Source organism: Roseateles sp. Mitsp63 (assembly GCF_059491535.1).
The window spans coordinates 1,762,384-1,774,266 of the sequence record NZ_CP168509.1 but is presented as its reverse complement, the minus strand read 5'-3'; the positions used below and the strand labels follow the sequence as shown (position 1 = coordinate 1,774,266).

At 71.7% G+C, this 11,883-nt stretch carries 12 protein-coding genes; 8 read left to right on the top strand and 4 right to left on the bottom strand.

Annotation, left to right across the window (positions count from 1 at the left end):
- Positions 1–70 precede the first annotated feature (70 nt).
- On the top strand, positions 71–970 hold the full coding sequence (gene blaOXA, locus ACEN96_RS07760; RefSeq protein WP_495587455.1) for a class D beta-lactamase: 900 nt from the start codon (positions 71–73) through the stop codon (positions 968–970).
- A 19-nt stretch (positions 971–989) separates the two neighbouring features.
- Here the strand turns inward: blaOXA and ACEN96_RS07755 are convergent, their stop codons facing one another.
- Positions 990–1,925 (bottom strand): LysR family transcriptional regulator, encoded by a 936-nt coding sequence (locus ACEN96_RS07755; protein ID WP_495587454.1) that lies wholly within the window; start codon positions 1,923–1,925, stop codon positions 990–992.
- Between the two features lie 150 nt (positions 1,926–2,075).
- Between ACEN96_RS07755 and ACEN96_RS07750 the strand changes: the two genes are divergently transcribed.
- Positions 2,076–3,116, top strand: coding sequence for a zinc-binding alcohol dehydrogenase family protein (locus tag ACEN96_RS07750; RefSeq protein ID WP_495587453.1), 1,041 nt, complete (start codon positions 2,076–2,078; stop codon positions 3,114–3,116).
- Between the two features lie 262 nt (positions 3,117–3,378).
- Positions 3,379–4,359, top strand: a complete 981-nt coding sequence (locus ACEN96_RS07745; protein WP_495587452.1) for a hypothetical protein — start codon at positions 3,379–3,381, stop codon at positions 4,357–4,359.
- A 248-nt stretch (positions 4,360–4,607) separates the two neighbouring features.
- Here the strand turns inward: ACEN96_RS07745 and ACEN96_RS07740 are convergent, their stop codons facing one another.
- Positions 4,608–5,702 carry a TFIIB-type zinc ribbon-containing protein gene (locus tag ACEN96_RS07740; RefSeq protein ID WP_495587451.1) on the bottom strand — a complete coding sequence of 365 codons (1,095 nt, stop codon included), beginning with the start codon at positions 5,700–5,702 and terminating at the stop codon, positions 4,608–4,610.
- Positions 5,703–5,851: 149 nt separating this feature from the next.
- On the opposite strand from ACEN96_RS07740, the gene ACEN96_RS07735 reads away from it, so the two are divergent.
- Both ACEN96_RS07735 and ACEN96_RS07730 read left to right on the top strand, forming a co-directional pair.
- The gene (locus ACEN96_RS07735; protein ID WP_495587450.1) at positions 5,852–6,463 is read left to right on the top strand and encodes a phasin family protein; all 612 of its coding nucleotides are present in this window, start codon (positions 5,852–5,854) and stop codon (positions 6,461–6,463) included.
- A 223-nt stretch (positions 6,464–6,686) separates the two neighbouring features.
- The gene (locus tag ACEN96_RS07730; RefSeq protein ID WP_495587449.1) at positions 6,687–7,316 is read left to right on the top strand and encodes a DUF642 domain-containing protein; all 630 of its coding nucleotides are present in this window, start codon (positions 6,687–6,689) and stop codon (positions 7,314–7,316) included.
- A 117-nt stretch (positions 7,317–7,433) separates the two neighbouring features.
- On the opposite strand, the gene ACEN96_RS07725 is transcribed toward ACEN96_RS07730, so the two are convergent.
- Together ACEN96_RS07725 and ACEN96_RS07720 are read right to left on the bottom strand one after the other, a co-directional pair.
- A complete protein-coding gene (locus tag ACEN96_RS07725) occupies positions 7,434–8,930 on the bottom strand; it encodes a carboxypeptidase M32 (protein WP_495587448.1) in 1,497 nt (498 codons plus the stop codon).
- A gap of 45 nt (positions 8,931–8,975) precedes the next feature.
- Positions 8,976–9,491 (bottom strand): YqaA family protein, encoded by a 516-nt coding sequence (locus ACEN96_RS07720; RefSeq protein WP_495587447.1) that lies wholly within the window; start codon positions 9,489–9,491, stop codon positions 8,976–8,978.
- A 21-nt stretch (positions 9,492–9,512) separates the two neighbouring features.
- Here ACEN96_RS07720 and ACEN96_RS07715 point away from each other — a divergent pair, with 21 nt between their 5' ends.
- From ACEN96_RS07715 to ACEN96_RS07705, 3 genes are all read left to right on the top strand, one after another.
- The gene (locus ACEN96_RS07715) at positions 9,513–10,415 is read left to right on the top strand and encodes a substrate-binding periplasmic protein (RefSeq protein ID WP_495587446.1); all 903 of its coding nucleotides are present in this window, start codon (positions 9,513–9,515) and stop codon (positions 10,413–10,415) included.
- A 71-nt stretch (positions 10,416–10,486) separates the two neighbouring features.
- Entirely contained in the window at positions 10,487–11,623 is a 1,137-nt protein-coding gene (gene dusB / locus ACEN96_RS07710) for a tRNA dihydrouridine synthase DusB (protein ID WP_495587445.1), read from the top strand.
- Complete coding sequence (locus tag ACEN96_RS07705) at positions 11,620–11,853, top strand: helix-turn-helix domain-containing protein (RefSeq protein WP_343638727.1); 234 nt, start codon at positions 11,620–11,622, stop codon at positions 11,851–11,853. Before dusB ends, ACEN96_RS07705 begins: the two co-directional genes overlap by 4 nt.
- Positions 11,854–11,883: the final 30 nt, after the last annotated feature.

Sequence of the window (11,883 nt, the reverse complement as noted above, 5' to 3'; positions counted from 1 at the left end):
CGCCACGCATTCGCACACTGGCGGCATCGCCCACTCCACAGGACGCGTCACGCGTTTCAAGTCCATGCCGATGCCCGCCTTCTCCCATCGCCTCCTCGCCAGCGCCCTGCTCGCGAGCCTCGCCCTCAGCGCGTGCCGCGCCTCGCTGGCGCAGACCGTTCCGGCCGCGGCGCCGGCCCCCGCGCCCATCGCGGCGGCGGCCGTGCCCGCCGATCAGCGCGAGCGCTGGGAGACCCGTCCCGAACTCGGACGCCATTTCGACGAGCTCGGCACCAAGGGCGTCATCGCGCTGCTCGACACCCGCGTCCATCGCTGGATCGCGTCGGACGGCGCGCGCGCCTTCGAAGCCTTCCTGCCGGCTTCGACCTTCAAGATCCCGATGACGCTGATCGCGCTGGACACCGGGGCCGCCGTCGACGAGACGCAGTCCTTCAAGTGGGACGGCCAGCAGCGCGCGATCGCGGACTGGAATCGTGATCAGACGCTGGCCTCGGCCTACCGGGTGTCGGCGGTGTGGGTGTTCCAGTCGCTGGCCAGGAAGATCGGCCAGTCCACCGTCCAGCAGTACGTGCGCGACTTCCGGTATGGCAATGCCGCGGCCGGCCCGGTCGGCGACCGCTTCTGGCTCGATGGCGACCTGCGCATCTCGGCGGTGGGACAGATCGACTTCCTGCGCCGCGTCCACGACCGGGCGCTGCCGCTGTCCGATCGCAGCTACGACATCGCGCGCAAGGTCCTGCTGCGCGAGCAGGGACCCGGCTGGCGCATGTACGCCAAGACCGGCTGGGCGGACGCCTCCCGGCCGGCGATCGGCTGGCTGGTCGGCTGGGTGGAGCGCGACGAGGATCCGCGCCCCGTCTACTTCGCGCTGAACCTGGACATGACGAGCGACGCCTTCGCCCCGAAGCGGGAGGAGATCGTCAAGCGCGTGCTGCGCAGCCTGCGCGCGCTGCCCCCGCAGCAGGAGTGAGGCGGGCGCGCGTCGCGCCTCAGCGCCGGAGCGCCTCCGCCAGGTGATCCACCAGCGCCTTCAACCGCTGCGGCAGGAAGCGCTGGCTGGGCATCAGCGCATGCAGCGGCATCGGCCGCCCCACCCACTCGGGCAGCACCTCCACCAGCGCCCCGCTGGCGAGGGTGTCGCGGACATCCAGCTCACTCTTGTAGGTGAGCCCCCGGCCCTCCAGCGCCCACTGGTGGGCGATGCCGCCATCGTCCGCGCTGCGCCGGCCCTGCACCGTCACGTCCAGCGGCGGCGCCTGCAGCGCGTCGCGCCGCCAGAAGCGCCACTCGCGCTCCAGCCGGTCGCCGATCTTGAAGCGGATGCATTCATGCTGCGTCAACGCCGACGGATGCGCCGGCCACCCGTGCCGCTTCAGATAGTCGGGCGAGGCGACCAGCAGCCGGCGCCCGTCGTGGAGTTTGCGCGCCACCAGCCGCGAGTCGGCCAGCTCCCCGTAGCGCAAGGCCAGATCGACCTCGTCCCGGACCACGTCCTGGAGGGCATCCCCCACGCTGAGCTGCAGTTCCACCCCCGGATGGCGGTCCAGGAATCCATCCAGCAGGGGCAGCACGATCCGCCGCGTCAGGTCGCTCGAGGCGCTCACCCGGATGCGGCCGCGCAGCGCGGTGCCGTCACGGCCCTTGCCGCCCGCGCCGTCCCCGCCTTCGGACACCAGCGCCACGCCCTCGTCGAGCAGCTCCAGCGCCCGCTGCGCATAGTCGCGCAGCCGCTCGCCGGCGGCGGTCAGGCGCAGCGCGCGCGTGCTGCGCTCGGCCAGGCGCACGCCCAGCCGCGCCTCCAGCTTCTTCAACATCGCGCTCGCGGCGGCGGGGGTGATACCCATCTCGCGCGAGGCCGCCGTCAGGCTGCCGCCCCGGGCGCACTCGATCAGCAGGCGCAGCTCGCTGGTGTTCTCGATGTCCATCGCACGACGCCCCTCCCTCCGGCGATCTTCAACGCTGCATTGAAACTGATAGCGATTCAACTGACTTCATTGATTCTGCCCGCGCTCGCACACTCTGGCCCATTCATTCCTCACTCCTCCCTGTCTGACCCTGCCCTCCCGGAGCCTCCCATGAAAGCCGTCGGCTACTTCCACTCCCTGCCCATCACCGAGGCCGAGTCGCTGCTCGACCTCGACCTGCCCATGCCCGCGCCCGGCCCCAAGGACCTGCTGGTCGAGGTCGCCGCGATCGCCGTCAACCCGGTCGACACCAAGATCCGCGTGCGGCGCGCCAGCGCCGACGGCACCACGCCGGTGATCCTCGGCTGGGACGCCGTCGGCACAGTGCGCGCGATCGGACCGGAGGTGGGCGGCTTCGCCGTCGGGGACCGCGTCTGGTACGCCGGCGACATCACCCGGCCCGGCAGCAACGCGCAGTTCCAGTGCGTCGACCACCGCATCGCCGCCAAGGCGCCGGTCTCGCTGGGCGACGCCGAGGCGGCCGCGCTGCCGCTGACCGCCATCACCGCCTGGGAGCTGCTGTTCGACCGCCTGCAGGTGCAGCAGGCGCCGCGGCGGCCGGTCAGCCTGCTGGTCACGGGCGCCGCCGGCGGCGTGGGCTCGATCCTGGTCCAGCTCGCGCGCCGGCAGGAGCACTTGACCGTGATCGGCACCAGCTCCGAGCCGGAGGGCGACGGCGGCCGGTGGCTGCGCGCGCTCGGCGCCCACCACGTCATCAACCATCGCCAGCCGCTCGCGCCGCAGATCGCCGCGCTGCAGCGGGACGGCGTGCCGCCGCTGCGCTACGTGACCAGCCTGACGCACACGCCGCAGCACTTCAAGGACTTCATCGACGCGCTCGAGCCGCAGGGCAAGCTGGCGATGATCGACGACTTCGGCCCGGCCGACCTCGACGTGATGGCGTTGAAGGGCAAGTCGCTGTCGCTGCACTGGGAGCTGATGTTCACGCGCAGCATGCATGCGACCCACGACATCGCCGCCCAGGGCCAGCTGCTGGCCGAGGTGGCCGCCCTGGTCGACGCCGGCGCGGTGCGCACCACGCTGTCCGAGGTGGTCGGCCCGATCTCGGCGCAAACGCTCCAGCGCGCCCACGCGCTCCAGGAGAGCCAGCGCCAGCGCGGCAAGCTGGTGCTGCAGGGCTGGCCGGCCTGAGGGACCGGGGATTCCCTGCTCCGGCGGCGCGCGATCTCCCTCGCGTTGCGCGCATGCCGCAGCGTCCGCCACGGTTGTGACGTCTTACCGCCCCGGCTCGCCGGGGCGTTTTTCATTGGGCGGATTTCGGGAAAACCTCAGTGCGCGAAGGCCGCGCACAGGCGATACCTCCGCCCTGGCGCGCCACGACGCGTGCCGGGCGACAACAAGAGTCACAAGCTTCCAACAACGGCCGACCACGGCCATGCAGCGAGGGATCGTCATGAACATCCGCAAGGCCTTGGCCGCCGTCCTGCCGGCGGCCGTCTTCCTGTGCGCGGGCAGCGCCGCGTCGGCCGCCACCATCGGCGTGATCCTGCCGGGCAGCTATCCCAGCGCCGAGCAGTCCGAGCAGCTCCAGCTCGGCATGACGCTGGCCCTCAAGACCTGGCCCGGGGATGCGGCGCCCAAGCTCATCGTCAAGGACAGCGGCTGCGATGCCCGCAAGGCGGAGGCGATCTCGCAGGAGTTCGTCAAGGCCAAGGTCGACGTGGTGCTGGGCAACTGGTGCGAGATCAGCGCCGGCGCCGACGCGCTGCGTGCCGCGGGCATCCCCTTCGTCTCCAGCAACGCCGAGCGGGTCAAGGACCAGGACCTGCAGCTGCAGCTGGGCCGCATCGAGCTCAATGCCGGCGAGAAGATCGCCGCCGACCTGCGCCGCCAGACCGGCCTGCGCATCAGCGCGCGCACCTCGTGCTGGATGGATTTCGACGCGACGCTCTCGGAGCGGGTCGACGCGGTGCTGTGTCCGGTGCTGACCGTCGACCGCGGCCGCTGGGAGCAGATCGCCAACACCTATGGGGCGGCCTTCCGCAAGCCGTTCACGGCGTCGTCGGCGCGCGGCTACGCGGCGATGGAGGTCGCGCTGAACTACCTGCGCCGCGCCAGGGCGATGAAGGCCACGGCGGCGTTGAAGGAGACGCAGTCGATGGCGACGCTGCTCGGCCCGGTGCCGGCCGCGGACACGCCAGTGCCAGCGACGGCGCTGCAACTGGTCTTCGCCCCGCGCCTGCCCAAGCTCAATCCGCAGCAGACGCAGACGCTGGACCAGCTCGTCAAGACCAAGGGCTGCGCCTGTCCGGGCGGCACGCTGCGCAATGGCTGTCCGCGCGATTCCGGTCCCTGGGGCGCCCTGCCCTTCGTCGTGCGCGGCGGCGGCACGCCGGCCGCCTGCGCCAAGCCGATCAGCCTGCTCGATCTCTGAGCGCGAGAGCGCTGGGGCCGCTTGCCTTGCGCAAGAACTCCCTCGCCCCCCGCGAGGGGGGAGAGGGCAGGGGAGAGGGGGTGCTTCGAAGGGCAGCAGCGCCGTGGCACGAGCCCCCTCTCCCCTCCCTCTCCCCACTGGGGCGAGGGGGTTCACTGCGCCGCCCGGCTCTTCTTACCCCCTCGCCCGCTTCCGGGAGAGGGAGGGGTGAGGGCCAGCGGCGGTGGCAGTACCGCAGCCGCTTCCGATCAGCGGATCAGCAGCGCCGCCAGGCGCAGCGCGATCTCCGTCAGCGTGGGCGGCGTGCCCTCCCGTCCGTCGGACCATCCGGACACGGGCCAATCGCGCCCCTCGCGGCGCGCGTTCTCCGCGTCGTAGCGCCGCTCGTACTCGCCCTTCCAGAAGATGCCGTGCTTGCCGCCGGCCGCGTCGTGGGGCGTGACCTCGGCATAGGCCGCAGCCCGCTCGCGGCGCTCGCGCGAGCTCAATTCATCCTGCAGGTGCCAGTCGTGCTCGATGGCGTCGAGCAACGCGTCCAGGTCATCGAACGACGGCGCCACCACCGCGTGCTGACAGGCCGGGCAGCGCGTCTCGCGCGTCGGGTCCATCGGCGCGCCGCAGCCGCGGCAGGCCCAGCCCACCGGCTTGCCGCCACTGGGCATCAGCAACGGCTCCGACGCCGCCCGCTTGCGCAGCGCGCTGGCCAGCCGCGGCATGTCGGCCATCAGCAGCGGGCACTTGCACCAGGCGCAGCACTCGCCCTTGCCGTCGGCCGGCGCGCCGCAGCTCAAGCAAAGCAATTCGCGGCGCTCGGCCTGCAGCGCGCCGCGCTCGGCCGGCAGCAGCGGACGCAACAAGCCGCGTTCGGCCAGCATGCCGGCCTGGCTGTGCAGATGCCCGCCGCAGCCGCCGCACTCCAGCGCTGGGAAGCGGCCGTACCGGGTCTGGTTGTGGACTTCCTTCAGCGCCCGGGCGCAGACGGGGCAGGCGCGGTCCGGCTGATGCGGCCGGTCCGGGCGGCGCAGCCGGTTGAGGTCGCGCAGCAGCTGGACCCAGGCCAGCGGGGACAGATGCACCGACTCGCGGGCGTCGAACCACACCAGGCCGCAGGGTCCGCAGTGATCGACGTCCACCGTCGCTGGCGCGAGGTGCCCTGCCAGGACGACATGCCGCATCGGCGCGCGGCATTGCGGACACGCGATGACGGCGCCATCATGGCGCGGCGACTCGCCCACCCAGGCCAGCGGCGGCAGGGCCGGCGCGGCATCGGGCATGAGGTCGGGCACGGTGTCGGGGAACTCCTCGCCGGGGCGGCGTTCCTTCGCGGGACGTGGAAAGGACATGGCGCCCATTCTGGTCCCTGCGCCGTTCGCCCCGATGGGGGAAGCAGGTCAGCGGCGAGTCAGCGTGACATCGGGCACGGCCCCTATAGTCCGGTTCTCGGTGAGCGGCGGGCGTCAGGCTCCTCGCCCCGCGACGACAAGGAATGCCCATGGTCAAGAAACAGCAGAAGACGGCCGTCGCGACGAAGGCGAAAGGCCGCCGCAAGGACGCGAAAGCCGCCTCGGCGCCGGCCGCGGACGCGCCGTTCGCGGATCAGGTCAAGGCCTCGGCGCAGCAGATCTGGTCGGCCGGTCTGGCGGCCTTCGCCAAGGCCCAGGATCAGGGCGGCGCCGTGCTGGGCGCGCTCGCGACCGAAGGCGCCCGGCTGCAGGACCAGGCGCGGGGCAAGGCCAAGGACAAGGCCCGCGCGGCCGAGGCGGCGCTCGACGCCGCCGCCCGCCGCATGAGCGACATGGCCGGCGAGGTCGGCGGCCGCGCCGGACAGCATTGGGACAAGCTGGAAGCCATCTTCGAGGACCGCGTGGCGCGCGCGCTCGCCCGGCTGGGCATGCCGTCGGCCGAGACGGCCGCGAGATTGAGCGCGCGCGTCGAGGCGCTGGAGACCGAGGTCGCCATGCTGCGCGCGGCACGGGCGCCCGCCACGCCGAAGGCCGCGACCCGCAAGCCCGCGACCAAGGCATCTCCAAAGACGGCACCCAAGGCGCCCGCGGCCAAGACCGCCAAGCCGACCAGGCCAGCCAAGCCGGCGAAAGGCCGGTGAAAGCCCGGTGAAGAAATGGCGATAGGCCGGTGAGAAGCCGGTGAGAAGTTGGAACGGGGCACGACCCGACCCCCTCGCCGGCTCGGCAGGCAACGTGCAATCCGTCACGAATTGCAACCAAACCCCCAGCGCACAGGGGGATGGCACCTGAAGGGCGGACTCAAACAATTCGACACAAGCGCCGGACCACCGCGCCCCTTGTCGAACTTCCCGAGTCCACCCCATGAAACGCCTGATCGCAGCCTCCCTGTTCGCCGCCCCGCTGTTCGCCCTGGCCGCGCCCGTGAACCTGCTGACCAACGGCAGCTTCGAGTCGACCATCGTCAGCAACGGCAGCTACGCCATCCTCGACAGCATCCCGGGCTGGACCGTCGGCCCGCATGGCGTGGAACTCCGCAACAACGTCGCCGGCGCCGCCTTCAACGGCAGCAACTTCGCCGAGCTGGACACCACCACCAACAGCTGGATCAGCCAGACGCTCAACACCGCGCTGGGCACCGCCTACACGCTGACCTTCTCCTACGCCAACCGCCCGGACAACCAGGGCGCCGTCAGCAACGGCCTGTCGTGGAGCATCGGCAGCCTGGCCGGCACCGTCGGCGCCGACACCACCACCAGCTGGCAGTCCTTCACGACCACCTTCACCGGCACCGGCAGTCCCATGACGCTGCGCTTCGGCTCGGTCGGCCGCAGTGACTCCTTCGGCACCTCGCTGGACAACGTCAGCGTGATCGCCGCCGCGGGCGGCAACGCCGCCGCCGTGCCGGAACCGCAAAGCCTGGCCCTGATGCTGGCCGGCTTCGGCGCGATGGGCCTGGTCCTGCGCCGCCGCAAGGGCGCGGGCAAGGCCTGACACCAGAACACCGGGTCCTCGACGACTCGTTGGGAGCGGCCGTGGGGTAGAGACCGCGGACGCAAACAGGAAGGGCACCCCTGGGGGTGCCCTTTCTTCATGGCGCGCCGGCGCGGATCAGCCCAGGTAGCGCGACTCGAGATGGCGCCGGAAGTGCGCCGGATCGAGCGCCTCGCCACTGGCGCGCCGCACCAGCTCGGGCGTTTCCCAGCGGCTGCCCTGCGACCAGATGCGCGACTTCAGCCAGTCGAAGACCGGCGCCAGCTCGCCGCGCGCGATCTCCTCGTCCAGCGCCGGGCGCTCGCGCCGCATCGCCGCGAACCACTGCGCCGCGTACATCGCGCCCAGCGTGTAGCAGGGGAAGTAGCCGTACAGGCCGCAACCCCAGTGCACGTCCTGCATGCAGCCGTCCTTGTAGTTGCCGCGCGTGTCCAGGCCGAGCAGCTCCTGCATCTTCGCGTCCCACAGCGCGGGGATGTCCTCGACCTCGATCTGGCCCTCGATCAGCGGGCGCTCGATCTCGTAGCGCAGGATCACGTGGGCCGGATAGGTCACCTCGTCGGCGTCGACGCGGATGTAGCCGGGCGCGACCCGCGTCATCAGCTTGTGCAGGTTGTCCGCGGCGAAGCCGGGCTGCCGCCCCAGATGGCGTTCCACCAGCGGCTGCAGCAGGCCCGCGAAGCCGGGATGCGCTCCCAGCTGCATCTCGAAGGACAGGCTCTGGCTCTCGTGCAGGCCCATCGAGCGCGCCTGCGCCATCGGCAGGCCCAGCCACTCGCGCGGCAGGTTCTGCTCGTAGCGGCCGTGACCGGTCTCGTGGATGGTGCCGGTCAGGCTCTGCAGGAAGCTGTCGTCGCGGTAGCGCGTGGTCATGCGCACGTCCTCCGGCACGCCGCCGCAGAACGGATGGGCGCTTTCGTCGAGCCGCCCCGCCTCGAAGTCGAAGCCCAGCAGCGTCATCGCGTCCAGGCCCAGCGCGCGTTGCGCGGCGGCGGGGAACGGCCCTTGCGGATGGAGGACGCGATCGCCGGCCTGGCGCGCCATCACCTGCCGGATCAGGCCCGGCAGCCACTGGCGCAGGTCGCCGAACACGCGATCGACCTCGGCGGACCGCATGCCGGGCTCGTAGTGATCGAGCAGCGCGTCGTAGCGGCCCAGGCCGCTGTCGTCGGACAGGTATTGCGCCTCCTCGCGGGCGTAGCGCACCACCGGCCGCAGGTTCTCGACATAGCCGGCCCAGTCGTTGGCGGCGCGCTGTTGGCGCCATGCATGCTCGCAATGCGAGTTCGCCAGCGAGCGCGCCTCGACCAGGCGCTGCGGCACCGCGTTCGCGGCGCGCCAGACACGGCGCATCTCGCGCAGCGAGGCGCGCTGGACCTCGTCCAGCGGCTCCTGGGCGGCCTCGCCGAGCAGTTGGCGCAGCGCCGGATCGGTGCCCATCTGGTGCAGCAGGCCGCCCATCTCGGCCAGCGCCTCGGCGCGGGCCTGCGCGCCGCGCGCGGGCATGAAGGCGGACTGGTCCCAGGACGCGATCGCCTGCAGGTGGGCGAGCCGGTGGATGCGCTGGTGGCGCTGGCACAAGGCGTCGTACGCCGGGGTGCTCGAGGTGCTCATGGCGGGTCTCCTGTCGAAGCCCGCATTGTGCAAGCGCGCCGGCCCTCAGCCCGCCATCGACAGCATCGTCTTCCACTGCGCCGGCAGCATCGACACGCCGATGCTGGTCATCAGCACATAGCGCGCGAACTTGCCGATCGCCATGTACAGCACGCAGGGCCAGAACGGCAGCCGCAGCCATCCGGCCAGCGCGCACAGCGGGTCGCCGACGATCGGCAGCCAGCTCAGCAGGCAGGTCCTGGCGCCGAAGCGCCGCAGCCAGCCCAGCACGCGCTGGTCGCGCGGCGTGTGGTGCACCGTGGCCTCGTAGGCGCGCTCGGCGCCGTAGCCCATCCACCACGTGATCGCGCCGCCGATCGTATTGCCCGCGGTGGCCACCAGGATCGCGGGCCAGAACAGCTCCGGCCTCGCGCTGACGAGCAGCAGCACCACCGGCTCCGACCCCATCGGCAGCAGCGTGGCCGAGACCAGGGCGATGACGAACACCGCGCCAAGCCCCACTTGCGGCAGGGCAAGGGTCTCCAGCATCAGGTGAACCATGTGTTGCAGCCAGGCTTCCATGCGTGGGATTATCCGAAGACCATGTCCTTGCGCAGCCTCGCTGCATCGTCAATCGCGCTGATCGGCCTGACCCTCGCGGGTCCGGGGCCAGCCGGGCCGACGCCCGGCGCCGCCGCCGCGATGGCGCAGACCGCTTCCGCCCCCCAGGCAAGCGCGGCGCCCGCCCCCTCCCCCGCCACGCCCGCGCCGGGCCCCATCGCCGGCTGTCCGCTGCTGGTGGCGTCCGGCAATCCGCAGTACCCGCCCTACCTGTGGCGCGATCCGTCGGACGAGCAGAAGCTGGTCGGCGCCAACGCCGAGCTGATGCAGTGGCTGGCGGCGGAGATCGGCATCCCGGTCGAGACCCGCTATGTCGGCCCCTGGGGCCGCGTGCAGGAGGAGATGCGCGCCGGCCGCATCGACCTGATCGCCGGCGCCTTCTTCACGCTGCCGCGCACCGAGTACATGGACTACTTCCATCCCGCCTTCCGCGAGACGCGCAGCGTGATCTGGACGCGCACCGCCGCGCCGGTGCCGTTCAAGCGCTGGGGCGACCTGGCCGGCCGCCAGGGCGTCACGGTGATCAACAACAGCTTCGGCGTCGAGTTCGACAACTACGCCCGCCAGTCGCTCAAGATCACCCAGGTCGCCAGCATCGAGCAGGCGATCCTGATGCTGCAGCGCGGCCGCGCCGACTACCTGATCTACGAGGACACGCCGGCCGAGGCCTACGCGGCGCGCGGCGGCGGCGCGTCGATCCAGCCGCTGCTGCCGGCCATCGCGCGCGAGGGCCTGTACCTGACGCTCTCCCACCGGTCGCGCTGCAACACGCCGGAACTGCGCGGCCGCCTCGCCCGCGCGGTCTACAAGCTGTCGCAGGACCGCGTGATGAACCGCTTCGTCGAGCAGGGCTTCATGCTCTGGCGCAAGCAGTCCTCGCTCTGAGGAGGGATTCGGCGGTGGGGGCAGCGGTATACTCCTGCCTCTTTTTTGTGCAGCCTCCGCCCCCGTTCCCGATGTCCACGCCGCTGCCCGGCACGCTCACGCTGGGTTCCCACGTCCTGCCGAACCGCCTGTTCGTCGCCCCCATGGCGGGCGTGACCGACCGGCCCTTCCGCGTGCTGTGCAAGAAGCTGGGCGCGGGCTATGCGGTCAGCGAGATGGTCACCTCGCGCAAGGACCTGTGGAACAGCCTGAAGACCTCGCGCCGCGCCAACCACGAGGGCGAGCCGGCGCCGATCTCGGTGCAGATCGCCGGCACCGACGCGGCCATGATGGCCGAGGCGGCCGCGTACAACATCGACCGCGGCGCGCAGATCATCGACATCAACATGGGCTGCCCCGCCAAGAAGGTCTGCAACAAGTGGGCCGGCTCGGCGCTGATGCAGGACGAGGCGCTGGCGCTGGAGATCGTCGAGGCCGTCGTCGCCGCCTGCGCGCCGCGCGGCGTCCCGGTGACGCTGAAGATGCGCACCGGCTGGTGCCAGGCGGAGAAGAACGCGGTGGCGCTGGCCCGCGCCGCGGAATCGGCCGGCGTGGCGATGGTGACGGTGCACGGCCGCACCCGCGAGCAGGGCTACAGCGGCCACGCCGAGTACGACACCATCGCCGCGGTCAAGGCCGCGCTGCGGATTCCGGTCGTCGCCAACGGCGACATCGACACGCCGCGCAAGGCACGCGAGGTGCTCGCCGCCACCGGCGCCGACGCGATCATGGTGGGCCGCGCGGCGCAGGGCCGGCCCTGGATCTTCGCGGAGATCGCGCACTTCCTGGCCACCGGCGAGGAGCTGCCCGCGCCGCGCATCGGCGACGCCAAGCGCTGGCTGATCGATCACCTGCACGACCACTACGCGCTCTACGGCGAGCTCACCGGCATGCGCAGCGCGCGCAAGCACATCGGCTGGGCCGTGCGCGCGCTGCCCGGCGGCGAGGACTTCCGGCGCCGCATGAACACGCTCGAAAGCTGCGACGCCCAGGTCGGCGCGCTGACGGACTGGCTGGACGAACTCGCCGTCCGGCATGAGCGGCTGCCCTACCAGCGGGCCGGCGCCGCGGACGAGGCCGGCCTGGACGAGGAGGGCGACGCGGGCGACGGCGCCGCCAACGACGACCGCCCCATCGACGAAGACCAAGAAAGAAGGCTCACGGCATGACGCCCAAACCGATCGAAACCTGCGTGCGCGAGAACCTGGAGGTCTACTTCCGCGACCTCGGCGGCGAGGCGCCCCATTCGATGCACGAGATGCTGATCCGCCTGGTCGAGAAGCCGCTGCTCGAGGTCGTGATGCAGCACAGCGACGGCAACCAGAGCAAGGCCGCCGAGTGGCTGGGCATCAACCGCAACACGCTGCGCCGCAAGCTCGTCGAGCACAAGCTGATCTGAGCCCGCCGCGCGCCCCCCGCATTCCCCCTA